The 18,715-nt window shown below is 59.1% G+C and carries 15 protein-coding genes; 3 read left to right on the top strand and 12 right to left on the bottom strand.

Features of this window, described 5'->3' with window-relative positions:
• Positions 1 to 163 precede the first annotated feature (163 nt).
• A complete protein-coding gene (gene rpsI / locus HNR03_RS26160; protein ID WP_002555064.1) occupies positions 164 to 556 on the bottom strand; it encodes a 30S ribosomal protein S9 in 393 nt (130 codons plus the stop codon).
• A gap of 14 nt (positions 557 to 570) precedes the next feature.
• Positions 571 to 999, bottom strand: coding sequence for a 50S ribosomal protein L13 (rplM, locus tag HNR03_RS26165; RefSeq protein WP_007905295.1), 429 nt, complete (start codon positions 997 to 999; stop codon positions 571 to 573).
• Positions 1,000 to 1,244: 245 nt separating this feature from the next.
• Between rplM and HNR03_RS26170 the strand changes: the two genes are divergently transcribed.
• Entirely contained in the window at positions 1,245 to 2,285 is a 1,041-nt protein-coding gene (locus tag HNR03_RS26170) for an NADP(H)-dependent aldo-keto reductase (RefSeq protein ID WP_259156906.1), read from the top strand.
• Positions 2,286 to 2,389: 104 nt separating this feature from the next.
• Here HNR03_RS26170 and HNR03_RS26175 read toward each other — a convergent pair whose 3' ends face one another.
• The gene (locus HNR03_RS26175; RefSeq protein ID WP_222588388.1) at positions 2,390 to 3,526 is read right to left on the bottom strand and encodes an acyl-CoA dehydrogenase family protein; all 1,137 of its coding nucleotides are present in this window, start codon (positions 3,524 to 3,526) and stop codon (positions 2,390 to 2,392) included.
• A 218-nt stretch (positions 3,527 to 3,744) separates the two neighbouring features.
• Between HNR03_RS26175 and HNR03_RS26180 the strand changes: the two genes are divergently transcribed.
• The gene (locus HNR03_RS26180; protein ID WP_259156992.1) at positions 3,745 to 4,665 is read left to right on the top strand and encodes a GlxA family transcriptional regulator; all 921 of its coding nucleotides are present in this window, start codon (positions 3,745 to 3,747) and stop codon (positions 4,663 to 4,665) included.
• A gap of 185 nt (positions 4,666 to 4,850) precedes the next feature.
• On the opposite strand, the gene zapE is transcribed toward HNR03_RS26180, so the two are convergent.
• The 3 genes from zapE to HNR03_RS26195 all read right to left on the bottom strand — a co-directional run bounded on the left by zapE (position 4,851) and on the right by HNR03_RS26195 (position 8,046).
• A complete protein-coding gene (gene zapE, locus HNR03_RS26185; protein ID WP_090180220.1) occupies positions 4,851 to 5,945 on the bottom strand; it encodes a cell division protein ZapE in 1,095 nt (364 codons plus the stop codon).
• 91 nt (positions 5,946 to 6,036) lie between these two features.
• Entirely contained in the window at positions 6,037 to 7,392 is a 1,356-nt protein-coding gene (locus HNR03_RS26190; protein WP_222588390.1) for a tryptophan--tRNA ligase, read from the bottom strand.
• A 24-nt stretch (positions 7,393 to 7,416) separates the two neighbouring features.
• Entirely contained in the window at positions 7,417 to 8,046 is a 630-nt protein-coding gene (locus tag HNR03_RS26195; protein WP_208671496.1) for an alpha/beta hydrolase, read from the bottom strand.
• Between the two features lie 144 nt (positions 8,047 to 8,190).
• On the opposite strand from HNR03_RS26195, the gene HNR03_RS26200 reads away from it, so the two are divergent.
• Positions 8,191 to 8,625, top strand: a complete 435-nt coding sequence (locus HNR03_RS26200; protein ID WP_222588392.1) for a YhcB family protein — start codon at positions 8,191 to 8,193, stop codon at positions 8,623 to 8,625.
• A gap of 94 nt (positions 8,626 to 8,719) precedes the next feature.
• Here the strand turns inward: HNR03_RS26200 and HNR03_RS26205 are convergent, their stop codons facing one another.
• The 6 genes from HNR03_RS26205 to HNR03_RS26230 form a co-directional block, all read right to left on the bottom strand.
• Entirely contained in the window at positions 8,720 to 9,421 is a 702-nt protein-coding gene (locus HNR03_RS26205) for an OmpA family protein (RefSeq protein WP_222588393.1), read from the bottom strand.
• A gap of 101 nt (positions 9,422 to 9,522) precedes the next feature.
• Entirely contained in the window at positions 9,523 to 10,167 is a 645-nt protein-coding gene (locus tag HNR03_RS26210; RefSeq protein ID WP_222588394.1) for an MBL fold metallo-hydrolase, read from the bottom strand.
• 144 nt (positions 10,168 to 10,311) lie between these two features.
• Positions 10,312 to 13,050: a LuxR C-terminal-related transcriptional regulator gene (locus HNR03_RS26215; RefSeq protein WP_259156907.1), complete on the bottom strand. Its 2,739-nt coding sequence runs from the start codon at positions 13,048 to 13,050 to the stop codon at positions 10,312 to 10,314.
• 350 nt (positions 13,051 to 13,400) lie between these two features.
• Complete coding sequence (locus HNR03_RS26220; protein WP_208671491.1) at positions 13,401 to 14,765, bottom strand: DUF1329 domain-containing protein; 1,365 nt, start codon at positions 14,763 to 14,765, stop codon at positions 13,401 to 13,403.
• A gap of 28 nt (positions 14,766 to 14,793) precedes the next feature.
• Complete coding sequence (locus tag HNR03_RS26225; protein WP_222588396.1) at positions 14,794 to 16,695, bottom strand: DUF1302 domain-containing protein; 1,902 nt, start codon at positions 16,693 to 16,695, stop codon at positions 14,794 to 14,796.
• Between the two features lie 337 nt (positions 16,696 to 17,032).
• Positions 17,033 to 18,715 carry a fatty acid--CoA ligase gene (locus HNR03_RS26230; protein ID WP_222588397.1) on the bottom strand — a complete coding sequence of 561 codons (1,683 nt, stop codon included), beginning with the start codon at positions 18,713 to 18,715 and terminating at the stop codon, positions 17,033 to 17,035.

The following is an 18,715-nucleotide window of genomic DNA, read 5'->3' on the forward strand; positions in this document are numbered from 1 at the left end:
CTGACAAGGTAATTACCGAAGGGCTCCACTGCCAAGCCTTGCAGTATAGGGCCTCTACGGATGTGGCAAGTTGTCACAGCGCAATTCTTTGATAAATAACGCGCATAAAAAAACGCCCAGCTTCGCGAGGAAGTTGGGCGTTCTTTTTGAACGAGAAAGCGAATTAACGCTTCGAGTACTGCGGACGCTTACGCGCTTTACGCAGACCGACTTTCTTACGTTCAACTTCACGAGCATCGCGAGTAACGAAGCCAGCTTTGCGCAGAGCGCCACGCAGGGTTTCGTCGTACTGCATCAGTGCGCGAGTGATACCGTGGCGGATTGCGCCAGCTTGACCACTTACACCACCACCGATCACGGTGACGTAGATGTCGAACTTCTCGACAGTCTCAGTCAATTCCAGCGGCTGACGAACTACCATGCGGGCAGTTTCGCGGCCGAAGAAATTATCCAGCGAACGGTTATTGATGGAGATGTTACCAGTACCCGGACGCAGGAAAACGCGTGCGGTTGCGGTCTTGCGACGGCCAGTGCCGTAATTTTGAGTCGCCGACATAATGAACTATTCCGTTAAAACTTCAGTTCTTGGGGCTGCTGAGCAGTATGAGGGTGTACAGCGCCCGCATAGACTTTCAGCTTACGATACATGTCGCGACCCAGCGGGTTCTTAGGCAGCATGCCTTTGACCGCGGTCTCGATCACGCGCTCAGGGGCTTTGGCGATCAGCTTTTCAAAGTTGATCGACTTGATGCCGCCCGGGAAACCGGAGTGGGAGTAGTAGATCTTGTCGGTGGTTTTAGCACCGGTTACACGAATCTGCTCGGCATTGATAACGACGATGTAGTCGCCGGTGTCAACGTGAGGAGTGTACTCAGCTTTATGCTTGCCACGCAGACGGCTCGCGATTTCGGTGGCCAGACGACCCAGGGTCTGACCTGCAGCGTCGACGACAAACCAGTCGCGCTGTACTGTTTCCGGTTTAGCAGTAAAAGTTTTCATTCTTTATAGCCTCAGGGGCCGCCCTGTAAATTAGACGGCGGATCTTACTGAATAGTGCGTACTTTGACAAGTCAAAGGCAGCCGGATACAGACGCTTTCGGGGGCTCGGGTCGGCGCGTCCGTTCAACGGCAAGATTCTTCGGCGGCGGCGCATCACTTCCACTGCAGAAAGAGGTGCGCAATTATGCAGATTGCGAAAAATATTTCAACCTGCTTTTATGATTGTTTTGCCCAAGGAGCACCCGATGGACTATCGCCAGCTAGGCCGAACCAATCTGAACGTGAGTGCCATCTGCCTCGGAACCATGACCTGGGGCGAGCAAAACAGCGAAGCTGAAGCCTTCGCCCAGATTGAACGGGCCAAAAGCGCCGGGATCAATTTCATCGACACCGCCGAGATGTATCCGGTGCCGCCCAAGGCTGAAACCTACGCCACCACCGAACGCTACATCGGCAATTACTTCAAAAGTCGCGGCGATCGCGCCGACTGGATCCTGGCGAGCAAGATCGCCGGCCCCGGCAACACCATCGATTACATCCGCGACAAAAACCTGCGCCACAACCGTCAGCACATCACCGAAGCCGTGGACGCGAGCCTCAAGCGCCTGCAGACCGACTACATCGATCTGTACCAGCTGCATTGGCCGGAACGCAGCACCAACTTCTTCGGACAGCTGGGTTACAAACACAAGATCGAAGCCAACCTCACGCCGCTGGAGGACACCCTCGAAGCGCTGGACGAACAGGTCAAGGCCGGCAAGATCCGCCACATCGGCCTGTCCAACGAAACACCGTGGGGCACCATGCGTTTCCTCGCCCTGGCCGAAGCCCGTGGCTGGCCGCGCGCGGTGTCGATCCAGAACCCGTACAACCTGCTCAACCGCAGTTTCGAAGTCGGCCTGGCGGAAATCGCCATCCGTGAACAATGCGGACTGCTCGCCTATTCGCCGCTGGCGTTCGGCTTCCTGTCAGGCAAGTACGAAGGGGGCGCCCGCCCGCCAAAGGGGCGCCTGAGCCTCTACAGCCGCTTCAGCCGCTATTTCAATGCTCAGTCGGAAGCAGCGTGCAGTCGTTACGTGGCGCTAGCCCGTGAGCACGGCCTGGACCCGGCGCAGATGGCATTGGCATTCGTGACCCAGCAGCCGTTCGTGACCAGTAACATCATTGGCGCGACGACGATGGAGCAACTCGACAGCAACATTGCCAGCTTCGAGCTGAAACTTTCCGATGAAGTGCTGGAAGGGATCGAGGCGATTCACAAGGATCATCCGAACCCGGCGCCTTGATCGATCATTAGACCCAATCGCGAGCAAGCCCGCTCCCACAGGTTCAGCGCTGAATCTGTGGGAGCGGGCTTGCTCGCGATGGCGATACTGAACTCACAACAAATTCAAAGCGACCGCGCAATAATTTCCTTCATGATCTCGTTGGTCCCGGCGTAAATCCGCTGAACCCGTGCATCCGCCCACGCCCGGGCGATCGGGTATTCCCACATGAAGCCGTAACCGCCATGCAGCTGCACGCATTCGTCGAGCACCTTGCATTGCAGGTCGGTGCCCCAGTATTTGGCCATCGCGGCCGTCGGTACATCCAGCTTGCCTTGCAGGTGCAGCTCCAGGCAGCGATCGACAAACACCCGACCAATCTGAATCTCCGTCGCCATCTCCGCCAGCTTGAAGCGCGTGTTCTGAAAATCTGCAATCGCCTTGCCGAATGCCTTGCGCTGGCGGGTGTAATCCAGGGTCCATTGCAACGCGGCTTCGGCCGAAGCGAGCCCGCCGATGGCAACCGTGAGGCGCTCCTGAGGCAACTCCTGCATCAGATACGCAAAGCCCATCCCGGCCTGCCCCAGCAGGTTTTCTTTGGGCACTCGAACATCCTGGAAGAACAGCTCCGAAGTGTCTTGAGCCTTCATGCCGACTTTTTCCAGGCGCTTGCCCTTGTCGAAGCCTGGCGTGTTGGCCTCGACCAGAAACAGGCTGGTACCTTTGGCGCCGGCCTTCGGATCTGTCTTGGCCACGACAATCACCAGGTCAGCGAGAAAGCCGTTTGTGATGAATGTCTTGGAACCATTGATGACATAGTCATCGCCATCCAGCACGGCAGTGGTCTTCACCCCTTGCAGGTCGGAACCGGCGCCCGGCTCGGTCATGGCGATGGCCGTCACCATCTCGCCAGACACCAGTTTTGGCAGGTATTTGTGCTTCAGCGCTTCACTGCCGTAGTGCAGGATGTACGGCGCAACAATGTCCGAATGCAGGGAAAACCCGATCCCCGTCAGCCCCAGGCGACCGACTTCCTCGATCACCACGGCACTGTAGAGAAAGTCCGCCCCCAGTCCGCCATATTCCTCTGGCAGGTGCGAACAGAGCATCCCCGCCTCCCCTGCCTTGTTCCAGAGTTGACGGTCGATATAGCCTTGTTTTTCCCATTCGCCATGGAACGGCACCGCTTCTTTTTCGAGGAACGTTCGCACGCTGTCGCGAAAAAGTTCGTGCTCGGAACTGAACAAGGTTCTGGGAATCATGCGGCACCTGTCGTTGGCTGGAAGGAGTTGACCTTCAGAGACTAAGCCTCGCATTCGATACAGGACACTGGACACATAAGACAAAAAATAAGACGATCCAGCCGTCTGGTGACCACTTTCCCCTATAAGAATAAAGTTGAATTATGTCTAACCAAGCCTCCACGCCCTTGCGGCGCGTCAGCATCCTGGCTATCGACCGGGTTTTCGCTTCCACCCTCATGCAAGCCAAGGATTTCTTCCATCTAGCCAGCCTGCGCTACGGCAAACAACTGGGCCAGGGCCTGACACCGGCGTTCGAAACCCGGCTGGTCAGCCCAGACGGCAAACCGGTGAACAGCTTCAGCGATGTGATCATGCCGGTGGACGGCGCCCTGGAAAATGCCGACGTCATCATCCTCCCCGCCTTCTGGGACGACTTCGACACACTCGTCAAACGTTATCCACAGGTCTTGCCGTGGCTGCGTGAGCAACACGCTCGCGGCGCGGTGTTGTGCGGCGAAGCGACCGGGGTGTTCTGGCTCGCCGAAGCCGAGTTGCTCAATGGCAAGGAAGCGACCACGTACTGGCGCTTCTTCAACGCCTTCGCCGAACGCTTTCCACAGGTTCAGCTCAATCAGGACAAGCACCTGACCGACGCCGACAACCTGTATTGCGCCGGCGGCACCACCTCCGCCTGCGACCTATACATTTACCTGATCGAACGTTTCTGCGGCGCCAACGTATCGCAAGCCGTCGCGCGCGACATTCTCTACGAAGTGCAGCGCAGCTATTCGCCTGGAAGGATTGGATTCGGCGGACAAAAGCTGCACCAGGACGTGATCATCCTGCAGATCCAGCATTGGCTCGAAGAGCATTTCGCCGACAAATTCCGCTTTGAAGACGTGGCCCGCGAGCACGGCATGAGCATCCGCAACTTCATGCGCCGCTTCCAGACCGCCACCGGCGACAAGCCGCTGCATTACCTGCAACGCCTGCGCATCGAAACCGCCAAGGGTTTGTTGTCGGGTAGCCGCAAGAGCATCAAGACCATCAGTTATGAGGTCGGATATGACGATGCGAGCTTCTTTGCGCGGCTGTTCCGCCAGCACACCGAGCTGTCGCCGAATCAGTATCGGCAGCAATTCCAACAAGCCGCTTAAGGGCTGGACTTGAAACGATGATCGTTCCCACGCTCCGCGTGGGAATGCATCCCGTGACGCTCCGCGTCACATTTCGAAGCGGACGCAGAGCGTCCATGGCGGCATTCCCACGCAGAGCGTGGGAACGATCAACACAAAAAAAAAGGGCCTGCATTTGCAGGCCCCTTTTCATTTTCCGAATCGTCCTACGGCTTATGCGCCCGGGACAGGAATTCGTGCGACTGCATCTCCAGCAGGCGGCTAAGCGTGCGCTGGAACTCGAAGTTCAGGCGACCGCCGGTGTAGAGGTCCTTGAGCTCGACTTCAGCAGAAATGATCAGCTTGACGTTACGGTCATAGAACTCGTCGACCATGTTGATGAAGCGTCGGGCGATGTCATCGGTGGTGACGCTCATCTGCTCGACACCGCTGAGCAACACGGCGTGGAAGATCTTGCCCAGTTCGATGTAATCGTTCTGGCTACGCGGGCCGTCGCACAGTTCGCGGAAGTCGAACCAGGCCACGTCATCGCAGGTGCGCACGGCACGGATTTCGCGATTCTCGATCATCAGCACGTCGTTCTCGACCGCAGCCGTGCATTCCGGCGTCAGAGCGCGGAAGCTCTTGCGCAGGCTTTCCTGAGCGGCTTCGTCCAGCGGGAAGTGGAACAGCTCAGCTTGCTCGAGGTGACGCAGACGATAATCGACGCCGCTGTCGACGTTGACGATGTCAGTGTTTTGCTTGATCAGCGCAATGGCCGGCAGGAAGCGCGCGCGTTGCAGGCCGTCCTTGTACAGGCCGTCCGGCACGATGTTCGAGGTCGCGACCAGGGTCACTCCATTTTTGAACAGCTCTTCCATCAGCGTGCCGAGGATCATCGCGTCGGTGATGTCGGACACGAAGAACTCATCGAAGCAGATCACCCGGGCTTCATCGGAGAAGCGCTTGGCGATGATGGTCAGCGGGTTTTTCTCGCCGCCCAGAGTCTTCATCTCTTCGTGCACGCGCTTCATGAAGCGGTGGAAGTGAGTGCGGACCTTTTCCTTGAAGGGCAGCGCTTCAAAGAAAGTATCGACCAGGTAGGTCTTGCCACGGCCAACGCCGCCCCAGAAGTACAGACCCTTGACCGGTGCCACGTCTTTCTTGCCAAACAGCTTGCCGAGCAGGCCCGGCTTACTCTGCGAGGCGGCGACCAGATCGTCGTACAGGCGCTGCAGATGGCGCACGGCAGTTTCCTGCGCGGCGTCATGGAAGAATTCCGGGCGTTTCAGATCAGCTTGATATCGTTCTAGGGGCGTCATAATTCGTTAGCAAGGCAACAAAAACGGGCCGTCACTGTAGCGACGGCCCGGGGGAATGGCAATCGGCCCTTGGTCGGACCGTGCCGTTGATTTATTCCTGAACGGGGGTCAGGGCAACCCGCAAGGCCTCGATGGCGACGTCGCGAGCGGCATCGTCAGCGAATGTCGGGCTGTCGGCCACACACTCGCCTTCCAGCCAGACGCTGAAGCTGCGGTCTTCACTGCGCACATCCAACGGCTGGCCGGATTGCAGCTGCTTGGTCACCTGACCTGCGGTTTTGCCGTCGGCGAAGTTGCGCGACAACAGCAGTTGCTCGCCATCGGCCGCCAACAGACGGAAGCGGAAACTGCTGTCTTCTTCGCGGAAGCTGACAAAACGCGCGGCTTTCGCGGCTTTCTTTTTGGTGGTGGCCGCGACTTGGGTCTGGGCGACGAAAGAACGCAGGCCAACCGCTTCACGCAGCTCCTGAAGGAACGGGGTCGCCACCGAGCGGGCCTTTTTGGCGCCGGCCTGCAGGATGTCTTCCAGGTCCGCCGGACGCTCGATCAGTTGGTGATAACGCTCACGGGACTCGCCCAATTCACTGTCGAGCAACTGGAACAGACGATTCTTCGCCTCGCCCCAGCCCAGGCCCTGCAACAATTCGCTGCGGAATTCGTCGGACTGCGCCGGAGTGGCGAAGGCCTGGAACAAGGTGAACAGGTGCGAATTGTCGGGATCCTTGGCTTCGCCCGGCGCGCGGGAGTCGGTGACGATCCGCGAGATCGCGTCTTTCATTTCCTTGGCACTGCTGAACAACGGAATGGTGTTGTCGTAGCTTTTCGACATCTTGCGACCGTCGAGGCCTGGCAGCGTGGCGACGCTTTCTTCGATCAACGCCTCAGGCATGGTGAAAAATTCTTTGCCCTGACCGAACAGGTGGTTGAAGCGCTGACCGATGTCGCGGGCCATTTCCACGTGCTGGATCTGGTCACGACCGACCGGCACCTTGTGCGCATTGAACATCAGGATGTCAGCGGCCATCAGCACCGGATAGCTGTACAAGCCCATGGTGATGCCGGCGTCCGGGTCTTCGCCGGTCTCGACATTCTTGTCCACCGAAGCCTTGTAGGCGTGGGCGCGGTTGAGCAGGCCCTTGGCGGCGACGCACGTCAGCAGCCAGGTCAGCTCAGGGATTTCGGGGATGTCGGACTGACGGTAGAACGTCACACGATCCACATCCAGACCACCAGCCAGCCAGGTCGCGGCGATTTCCAGACGCGAGCGCTGGATGCGCAGCGGGTCATCGCATTTGATCAGGGCGTGGTAGTCGGCCAGGAAGTAGAACGAATCGGCATTGCTGTCACGACTGGCCAGGATCGCCGGGCGGATGGCGCCGGCGTAGTTGCCCAGGTGCGGCGTGCCGGTGGTGGTGATGCCGGTGAGAATACGGGTACGAGTCGTCATGGGTAATCGCTTGTCAGACTGCAATCAATTCGAAAGACGCGGCAGGATCAGATCCTTGAGATCAGTCAGCTTGCCATGAAAAAAGTGTCCGCATTCTGCCACTTTCAGCAGCTCATGGGGACGTTCGAGTTTGTCGGACCAGTCGTAGACGGCTTGCGGATCGATGACTTCGTCGGTTTCCGGCTGAATCAGGGTCAGATCGCCCTGTTGTGGAAGCTTATCCTGATCACCCAGGCGCATGACCGCAGGCGCGACCATGAACAAATGCTTGAGCTGCTCGCCTTTGGCTTCCAGGCGGCCGCCGAGGCTGGCCGCAACAAAACCGCCGAAGGAGAAACCGAATAGCGTCAACGGCAAGTCCGGATGTCTGGCTCGCAGCCACTCGGCCGCGGCCTGGGCATCATCGACTTCACCAGTACCCATGTCGTGGGAACCTTCACTGGCACCGACGCCACGGTAATTGAAACGTAAAGTAATCAAACCGGCGTCGCGCGCGGTGCGCTGCAGGGTCGAGACCACTTTGTTGAGCATGGTGCCGCCCTGCACCGGGTTCGGATGGCAGATCAGTGCCAGGCCCCGAGGCTGCTCGTTATCCAGATACAAACTTTCCAGTTGACCGACCGGACCGTCAATCACTACAGGGGTTTCGCGCATAAGCAAGGAAGGAACTCCGTGACCTCGAATCGGGTCGACTCGTCTAGCAAATTGTCTGTGCCAATCTATTGCGAGTGAATCGCGGTATACAGCGCAGGTTCGAGCCGTTAACGTAAAGCAAAGCCGTTTATAGAGGAAGGACTCGTGGAACACTCGCTCTTAGTTTGGTTGTTGCCGACTCTTGCCCTGGTTGTGGGTGTCGCCATAGGTTTCCTGATCGCTCGCCTGGTGCCGAATGCTGCGCCGAGCAGCACACAACGTCAGCTGGATGACATTCAGGAACGTTTCGACAGTTATCAGAACGAGGTGGTCACCCACTTCAACAGCACTGCAAACCTGGTCAAGAAACTGACTGCAAGCTATCAGGAAGTGCAGGATCATCTCGCCGAGGGCGCCAACCGCCTGGCCCTGGACGAGCAGACTCGCCAACGCTTGCTGGCCGCCCTGCATTCCGATGCGACCGTAGCGCCACGGGAGCGCCTGACGCCACCGCGCAATCAGGAACCGCCTCGCGATTACGCCCCAAAAGCCCCGAACGCGCCGGGCATGCTCGATGAACATTACGGCCTGAAGAAGTAATCAGGTTTCGCGCGACATGAAAAAGCCCCCGGACGAGTGATCGTCCGGGGGCTTTTTTACGCCTGGGGTTCAGTCAGGTGTAAAGGTGAAGCGCTTATTGCTGCGGATACTGCTGACCCGGAATCGCCTTCAGGTTGACTTCGACCCGACGGTTCTGCGCGCGGCCATTGGCGTCGCCGTTGCTGGCAATCGGGTTATCGGGACCTGCGCCACGGGCCGACAGGTTGGTACCGCTGACACCTTGCGACGTCAGGTAAGTTGCCACGCTCTGCGCACGACGCTGGGACAGATCCATGTTGTGCTGACGGCTGCCCGTGCTGTCGGTGTAGCCGACGATCTCGATCTGGTTCTGGTTGAACTCCTTGAGTGAGCCCGCCAGGCTATTCAACGGCTGGTAGAAGCTGGAGGCGATGTTCGCCGAATCGGTCGCGAACGTGATGTTGCCCGGCATGATCAGCTTGATCTGGTCACCCTGGCGCTGCACCTCGACACCGGTGTTGGCCATGCTGGCCCGCAGTTTTTTCTCTTGCTGGTCGGCGTAGTAACCATACCCGGCAGCGGAAGCACCCACGACAGCGGCGCCAATCAGCGCGCCCTTGCCACGGTTGTCGTGGTTGATGGCCGCACCCGCCAAAGCACCGGCCAAGGCACCCAGACCGCCATATTTGGCGGTTTTGCTCATGCCCTGGGAGCCACTGTCAGCCTGGCCCTGGTTGTCATACGGATTGGGCGAGGCGCAGCCAGACAGCAAGGCAACAGCCGTAGCGACAATAATCAAACGCTGCTTGGTGAACATTAAGAGCTCCTACTTTTGCATTCTAGGGTGCAACGGATCAGGCATTGGACCTTTGCGGGCGTTGGATCATTTCGCCCGAAAAAAATTCCACCTGTTACACATCAGGCGCGAACAAAAGGATTCTCGCGCATTTCCTCGCCCAGTCGTGTGTCCGGACCATGCCCGGTCACGACGGTCGCTTCTTCATCAAGGGTATACAACCGCTGCTTGATCGACCGCACGATAGTCGCCTGATCTCCCCCCCACAGATCCGTGCGCCCGACTCCACGACGAAACAATGTGTCGCCGGCTATCAGCAGCTTAGCCTCGGAAAACCAAAAGCTCATGGAACCCGGCGTATGACCCGGTGTGTGCAATGCCACGCCGCAGCCGCAAGCCAGCTCCTCATCATCGGCCAACCAACGGTCGGGGGACGGCACCGGCGTATAAGGCACTCCGAACATCTGGCACTGCATCTCCAGGTTGTCCCAGAGGAATTGATCTTCTTTATGCAGGTGCAAGGTCGCGCCGGTTTTCTCCTTGAGCTGACCGGAGGCCAGGAAGTGATCCAGATGCGCATGGGTGTGGATGATGCTGACGACTTTCAGGCCCAAGGCGTCGAGGCGCGCCAGGATCAACTCATGATTGCCGCCCGGATCGACCACGATCGCTTTCTTGGTGATCGGGTCGCCGATGATTGTGCAGTTGCACTGCAAAGGACCGACGGGGAAGGTTTCGCGGATGAGTACGGGAGTTGGAACAGTCATGGGAAGTCGTTGGCCTGTATCAGACGGAAGGCTGTGAGTGTGGCTTCAGGATTCTACGCCTCGCCGAAACGGTGCGGCAGTACAAACAAATACGCCTGCGACTTGTTCGGGGCGTTTGCGTTGAGGTATGGGCGCAAGCTTGGACTAGGCCAATACCCCCAACTCCTTCGCCCGGGCAACCGCCTGAGTACGCCGCTCCACCCCAAGCTTGCTGTTGATATGACTCGCATGGGTCTTGACCGTGTGCAACGAGATGAACAACTGATCGCTGATTTCCTGGTTCGAGCAACCTTGGGCGATCAGGCGTAGAACGGCCATTTCCCGTGCGCTGAGCTGTTCAGCCCCAGGTGGTGACTCCAAGGCCGGGCGAGCAATCGTGGCTGGAAGTTTTTCGGTCAGGGTCTGCGACACATCGGTCGGGGGAGAAAGTTGCAGTTGCCCGCGCAGCCAGTCCGGGTGTGCGGCCAATAATCCATCAAACGGTTGCAGGACACCGCCCGCTGCCGCTTCCAGCGCCTGAACCAACGCCTTGCGTGCTTCCGGTTCACGTCCGGCCGCCAGCAACAAGGTTATTTTCTGCGTCAGCGCCATCACGCTGAGCATTTGCCGTCCCGACGTCTGCCCCTGCTCAAGCAGCGCATTCAAACGCCCTTCGGCCAGCATCGGTTGCCCCTGAATCACCTCGAGCAACGCTTGCTGCAACTCGATATGCAGCGGCAGTTGAGGATGAAATTCCGGCGGTGCGGCTGCGTGTTCACCGTTGTAAGTCTGGCCCAGCCGTGACAGCCAGGCTTCCGCCAGATCGGTGCGCCCCTGAGCCAGCCAGAGTTCGCATTTGACCAGCGTGATCATGGCCAGGTAGTAAATCGGCGGCACGTCCCAGATGTGCATCAGGCGTTCGGCTTCGGCGAGTTCGGCGAAAGCTTTGGCGAATTCGCCGCTGCTGCCTTCGAGCCGGGCAATCACACAGTGGCCGATCAACACGCTGATATCGCGACAGGACCGGGCTTCACTCAACCCCGCTTGCAAACGCGCCCGCGCAGCTTGCGGTTGCGAGCGCACGGCCAACAGAAAACCTTCGTACAAGGTCAAGCGGGCGCGCACCGCATAAAGCCGTTGCGGCGACAATCCTTGCAGACGTTGCAGGCCCTGACGCACTTCCTGCAACGAACGCAGGATTTCCCCACGCGCTTGAAGCACGCGCGCACGGTCGTAATGGGCCAGCGCTTCGAACAACGGGTTGCCGACCCGCTGCGCCAACTCCAGCGACTCGCGATTGAGGCTGCGGGCACGCCACAAATCGCCGTCGGCGATCGCCAGGTTGGACAGGGTCGAAAGGCACATCAGCCGTTGCCCGTAGCGCTTGGCCGGCAGGCTCTCCAGCGCTTCGCTGCAATAGAGCAGCGTCAGCTCACGATTGCCGCGCCCTCGGGCGATGATGCCGCTCAGGGCCAGCCATTGCGCCAGCATGGACTTCTGCGCGGTGGCCGAAGGGGCTGGCAGGAAACGACTCAAGTGGGCCGCCAGCTCCTCGGCAGCGTCCAGCTGACAGGCCAGCCCCAGCGCCCAGCTGTAGAGCACGATCAGCCGCGGCGTGCTGATCAGCAGGCTGTCGGGCAAGTCCATTTTCCAGCGCAGCAACATGCCGACGTTCTGCTCGGCGAGCAATTGTTCTTCAGAGAGGTTTTGCACAAGGTTGGCCGCAACGTCCAGGTGCCCGGCGCGCAACGCCTGCTCCACGGCCTCATCGAGCAGCCCCTGCGCATTGAACCAGCGACAGGCGCGCAGATGCAGGCTGGCGGTCGGCACGATCGTCTGCGCAATGGGACGGGTGCGCAGCAGGTCGGAAAACAGGTGATGATAGCGATACCAATGACCGTGCTCGTCCAGCGGCACCAGGAACACCTGGTGTGCCTGAAGGAAACGCAGGATGTCGGCACTGTCATGGGCTTCGCGGATGGCGTCGCAGAGCTCGCTGCAAAAACGCTCTTGAGGCGCGGTGTCGTACAGAAATGACTGCACTTCGGCCGGCAGGCAATCGATGACTTCTTCGAGCAGATAATCGCGAATCAGCCCTTCCCCACCGTGCAAAGACTGAGGCAATGCAGCGTCGGCACCCGCTTCGGAGGCCGCCAGCAGCCAGAAACGCAGGCCGGCGACCCAGCCTTCACTGCGCTGAATCAGGTTTTCCAGAGCCTCGCCACGCAATGAAGTGCTGTGTCGGTCGAGCAATGTCAGGGCTTCGTCGTGAGTCAGTCGAAGGTCCTGCTCATGCAACTCGAGCAGTTGGCGCGACAGGCGCAAACGCGCCAGGTGCCAGTCCGGACGTTGACGACTGGTCACCATGACCAGCAAGCCTTCGGGCAAATGATTGAGAAAAAATTGCAGGCAACGATCGAGCACCGGGCCCTGGGCCAGATGGTAGTCATCCAGCACCAGCAACAAAGGCGTCATTGGCGAAAGGTGAATGGCCAGCTCATCAAGCAAACCGTCCAGCCATTCTTCAAAGGCGAACGGCTGATGGCGTTGGCGCATTTTTAGCAGGCCCAGCGCCTGGCTGCCCAGTGTCGGAAAGTAATCCTGAAGACCTTCGAGCAAGCGTTCAAGAAAACGGCCAGGGTCGCTGTCACGAGGACTCAACCCCAGCCACAGGCTTTGCCAATGGGCCGGCAGCCCCTGACAGAACTCCACCGCCAATGAGCTCTTGCCGAACCCGGCGGGTGCACTGACCAGCAACAGCCTGCCACCGAGGCCGGCACTCAGGCGCTCGCACAGACGAGGCCGCAATACATGGCCGTCGGGTAACGGGGGCCGGAAAAAGCGCCCGTCCAGTGCCGCGACGGCAGCGCTTGCAGGGCCCGGGATTGGTGACAGATCAGTCATGGCCGGCTCTTGTTTGAGATACGGATGGCGGCGTTGCAGATGTCCGCAGACTAGCGGTAAACGAAGAGGGAATGAAGGTTATTGCTACAAATGGCTACAAAAAGAATACAAGTAAAAGTGTCCGGCCGGCGATGGTGTTTTCCTGGCAGACCAAGGTGCCGCCATCGCGAGCAGGCTCGCTACCCCAGGTAACGCGCTTGTCCATAAGAGTGCGATCAACTGTGGGAGCGAGCTTGCTCGCGATGGGGCCGTCAAAGGCACCGAAGATTCATGGAAAAAATCCAGGCAAAAAAAAACGCCCCGAACCAGTCGGGGCGTTTTTCGAGGATGCGGCCTCTATTCAGTGCAGATTAGCGAACACCGTCCTGACGCAACGCAGCAGGTGTGAAATCGCTGGTGGTTGCGGTAAAACCGAAGTCATACGCCGACTTCTCTTCGTTCTTCATGCCCAGTGCCAGGTAACGGCCCGATTGCAGGTCGTACAAGGTTTCCAGGGTGTACCACGGCACTTGAACGTTGTAGTAGTTCTGGGAGTGGGCTTCCGCCACGCGCCACAGCTGATTACGACCGTCGTAGTGATCGATCACCGCTGCCTGCCAGGTGTCTTCGTCGATGTAGAAGTCACGCTTGGCATAGATGTGACGCTGACCTTCCTTCAAGGTTGCCACCACATGCCAGACCCGGCGCAGCTCGTAGCGAGCCAGATCCTGGTTGATGTGCCCAGCCTTGATGATGTCGTCGTACTTGAGTTGCGGCGAATCGAGCTTGTAGCTGTCGGAGGCGATGTACATCTCTTTCTTGCCTTCGAGCTTCCAGTCGTAACGATCCGGCGCGCCGTTGTACATGTCCAGGTTGTCGGAGGTCCGCAAGCCATCCGCTGCGGTACCCGGCCCGTCGTAGGACACTTGTGGCGCGCGACGCACGCGACGCTGACCGGCGTTGTAGACCCACGCCGAACGCGGCTCTTTCACTTGGTCGAGGGTTTCGTGTACCAGCAGCACACCACCGGCCAGACGTGCCGGCGCGGTCACTTTCTGCTTGAAGTAGAACAGGATGTTGCCCGGGTTTTTCGGGTCGTAGTCTTTCATCTTGTCGCGGAACACGAACTGGTCCTGGAAGTACACCAGGCTGTACGAGCCGTTCGGCTGCGGCGTGGCCTGGGTCACCAGACGGGTCACGCTGCCACCGCGATAGCGGGTGATGTGGTTCCAGATGACTTCAACGCCGCTCTTTGGAATCGGGAACGGTACGGCGGTTTCGAAGTTTTCCAGACCGTTGCCGCCAGACACCAGGTTAGTGGCGGTGGCGTTTTTCTTGATCGCGGCGAACACGTCATCCGGCACGGTCGCGCCGCGATGGGACGGGTAAACCGGCATCTTGAAGGTTTCCGGGTAGCGCTTGAACATCGCGTACTGACCCGGAGCGAGTTTGTCTTTGTACTGATCGACGTTTTTCGCGGTGATGGTAAACAGCGGTTTTTCACTGGCATACGGGTCAGACAGGAAGCCTTTGCCGTCGACGGTGCCGGCGTTTTTCGCCATCGGCTTCCAGGCTGGAATCGAACCGTCGGCGTTGCCCGCCATCTCGGCCCCCATCGGGGTCAGACTTTTGCCCAGCTTGTCCGCTTCGGCAGCGGGGACCGCCGCCATGACGCTGGTTGCCAGCAGCGAAAGCCCCAGAACACCGGCGTGGAACAGACTCTTTGTTATTTTCATATGTGTGTTCGTCCTGAAAAAACAGTGCTTAGAAGTTCACGCCGACGCTGAGCGCAACGAAATCGCGATCATCGACAGTGGTGTACTTGCCATCAAAGAAGTTGGTGTACGCCAGACTCGCGGTGTAGGTGTTCTGGTACTCGGCATCGACGCCTAGGCTCACCGCTTTACGACCTTCCTCGAAGTTGCCGCCAGGGCCTGGCGAGTAACCGCTGACGTCGTGGGACCAAGCCACGTTCGGCTTGAGGTTCACACCGGCGAAAACGTCGTTGTATTCCCAGATCGCACGACCGCGATAGCCCCACGAAGTCGGCGTGGTGAAGCCTTCGTTGGTGCAGTTGCGGCTGCGGTTGTTTGTGGCAGCGCCCGGGCCGGCACCGTTGATGGTGCTGGTATTGAGTGCAATACAGGTGTCCAGAGCGCCCGAGGCCGGCAGTTCACCCGGTCCGTAGACCGGATCGCGGCCATAACGAACGTCAGAGGTGCTTTCCAGCCCGCCGACATGGGTCACGCCCACTTCGCCGACCAGGGTAAGACGGCTGGCGCCCATGACTTGATCGAAGAAGTGCGTCAGGGTGGTCTGGAACTGCGTGACCTCTTTGCGACGATAACCGTGCAGGTCGGTGCCTGGCGCAGCAGAGAGCAACGAAGCGTTGGTCAAAGGATTGTTCGCATTGCCGTTGCCCAGAGGACGAATGCCGGCGAACAGAATGTCCGTGGAGTTCAACTGCACCGGTGCATTCGGACGGTAGCTGACCTCACCGCTCCACGCCGTACCGGTAGGCAGGGTGGTGGAGAAGCTCAGACCGTACAGACGAATGTCTTCAGGGTATTCGACGAAGTACTGCGAGTTACCCGCGACCACCAACGGACCCAGCGCCTGGAACGGACCTGGCAATGCCGCCACGCCGTTGTAGACCGACTGCGGCGCACCCGTGGCGCTGAAGATCGGCGCACGGCTGTGGTAGTTCATGAAGTAGGCACCGAACTCGGTGTCCAGCGGATCGAACATGTACTTGAAGGAAGCGCCCCACTGACCGCTGTCGCGTGCATCACGATCGCCGCCACGCCGGACCAGAACACCTTCCTCGTTGACATCGACACCGTTGGCAGCCAACGGGCCCAGCGCAATGCCTGGAATCGTCGAGCGCTTGTTCAGTACGCGCAGGTTGTTATTGCAACCATCGGCAATGATGTCGGGCTGCGAGAAGAATGTGCCGCAGTTGTCGACGACGGTCTGGTCCCATTCCAGCTGGTAGAACGCTTCGGCCGACAGGTTTTCGGTCAGGCTCTGGGACACGTAGAACATGTTGACCGGGATCAGGCCTTCCTTGATCTCGGCACCCGGACGACGGAACGCGGACACGTCGATCGGGTTGATCGAGTTGATGCCGCCGCCGATGAAGGTACTTTCACCCCAACTCACCACCTGCTTGCCCAGACGCACGGAACCCGGCTGATCGGCAATGGAATAGTTGTGGTAGACGAAGGCGTCGAGGATCTGCCCGCCGGAGGATTTGGCGCCTTCCTTGCGGCCGTCGTTGCTGACGTTCTTGAATTCCAGGTCTTCGTTTTGCAGCGCGAAGTCGTACCAGTATTTGCCCCGGACAAACACGCCGGTATCGCCATATTTCAATTCAAGGTCATGGATGCCCTTGAAGATCTTCGAGAAGGCTTGCCCGCTCTTGAAGTTCAGGTGGCCGTCATCGGAGGTCTGGGACAGGCCATGCCCGCCGTTGTTCACACCGATCAGGTTCTTGTTCGGCTGTTGGGTCGACACACTCATCCCCAGGGAGAGCGACGAGTCGAACTGACCTTCGATTTCACCAACGTTGAAACTGACGCCGAATGCAGGCCCGGCGAGCGAAGAGGCGAGACTGACCGCCAGGGGCAATTTCGCCCGGCGCCAGAACTTGTTTACTGATGTCATCGACGCTACTCCATGTGCATTATTGTTATGGCAGTGAGCACTTCTAAAAACGTTGTGGGTGACGGGGAGCCAAGGCGTCCCGAAGTCACTCCAAAATTGCATCGCCCCGTTTTGTGCGTTTGCTCCGTTCTTAAAAATCCTTGAGCGGACTATAGCCAGCAGGTAGTAGAGCTTGATCCCTCTAAAGTGTGATTTGCAGCTGCCAGCCACTCTGGAACAGTCCTTTCGCCAGTCCGACACCTGTCGGCACGGCAAGGATGGCTGAAAATCCGAATTAAACAAGCCAAGCGCTTGCTTGGTGGGGTTGGCGTGCCCTTTCGGGCACGCCAGAAGACGCTTAAAGCGTCGAGAGGAAGGCGCTGTTGTTAGCCTGCCATTCAGTGATGTCGAGGCGGATACGCTTCTTGTCGAGCTTGCCGACACTGGTCTTGGGAATTTCAGTAACAAGGGCGATCTGGCTCGGGATCGCCCACTTGCTCAGGTGCCCCAATTCGACGAAGGGCTTGAGGTGCTCCTTGAGTTCCCTGGCCCCGATCTCATGCCCTTCGCGGATCACCAGCAACGCAAACGGGCGTTCGCCCCACTGTGGATCAGCGATGCCTACCACTGCTACTTCGCGTACCGCCGCATGGCGACTGATCAGGTCTTCAAGGTCCAGGGAGGAAATCCACTCGCCGCCGGTCTTGATCACGTCCTTGATCCGGTCGCGAATGTCGATCACGCCCATGCTGTCCAGCGTCGCCACGTCGCCAGTGTGCAGCCAGCCCCCGGCCCAGAGCTCGGCGCCCTTCTGCGGTTCGTTGAAATAGCCTTCGGTGAGCCACGGTGCACGCAGCACCAGTTCGCCCTGGGTCTCACCATCGGCGGGCAGGAAGTTGCCATCGGTATCGACAATGGCCGCCTCCACCAACGGCCCCGGCACACCCGCCTTGATGCGATACGTGGTGCGTTCGTCTTCGGTGCCGGCCATCAGTTCGTCATTGAGGTGAGCACACGATACCAACGGACCGGTTTCCGACATGCCATACGCGGCGGTCAGCTGAATGCCCTTGGCCTTGGCTGCTTCGTACAACGTGCGGTTCAGCGCACTGCCACCGATGACGATTTTCCAGCCGCCGAAATCGGTGCCTTGCGCCGCTTTGGAATTGAGGACCATCTGCAGGATGGTCGGCACGCAGTGGGAGAAGGTGACCTTTTCCTTGCGCCACAGCTCCACCAGGTATTCGGGGTCGTAACGGCCGGGATAAACCTGCTTGAGCCCGAGCATGGTCGCCACATACGGCAAGCCCCAGGCGTGCACATGGAACATCGGGGTGATCGGCATGTAGACGTCGTTGGTGCCCAACAAGCGCACGCTGTCGATGGCGCCCATGATGGTCGACACGCCCATGGTGTGCAGCACCAGTTGCCGATGGGTGAAATACACGCCTTTGGGATTGCCGGTGGTGCCGGTGGTGTAGAAGGTGGTCGCGACCGAGTTCTCGTCGAAGTCCTGGAAGTCGTATTGCGTACTGGCAGCCGCCAGCAATTGCTCGTACTCACCGACCAGGTTGGGCAGGTCGGCGGTTTTTTCCGGCAGGTCGGTCAGCAGCAGGGTTTTCTCCACCGTGGTCAGGTGCCCGGCAATCGCCTGGTACAGCCCGACGAACTCGCTGTTGACCAGCACGAAGCGGTCCTGGGCGTGGTTCATGGTGTAGAGGATCTGTTCCGGCGACAGGCGCACGTTGATGGTGTGAATCACCGCGCCGATCATCGGGATGGCAAACATGCATTCCAGATAACGATGGCTGTCCCAGTCCATCACCGCCACCGTATCGCCGGCCTTGACCCCGGCTTCCGTCAGCACGTTGGCCAGCCGTGCGACCCGTTCGATCAGGGTCGGATAACTGTAACGCAACTGGTCGCGGTAAATGATCTCGCGGGTTTTCTCGTAACGAGCGCCGGACATCAGCAGCCGCTTGATCAACAGCGGGTACTGGTAAGCGCCTTCGGCTGGGGGGATAACGCGAGTCTGCAACAT

It is taken from the genome of Pseudomonas sp. JAI111 (genome assembly GCF_024809425.1).
In the GTDB taxonomy this organism is placed as follows: Bacteria; Pseudomonadota; Gammaproteobacteria; order Pseudomonadales; family Pseudomonadaceae; genus Aquipseudomonas.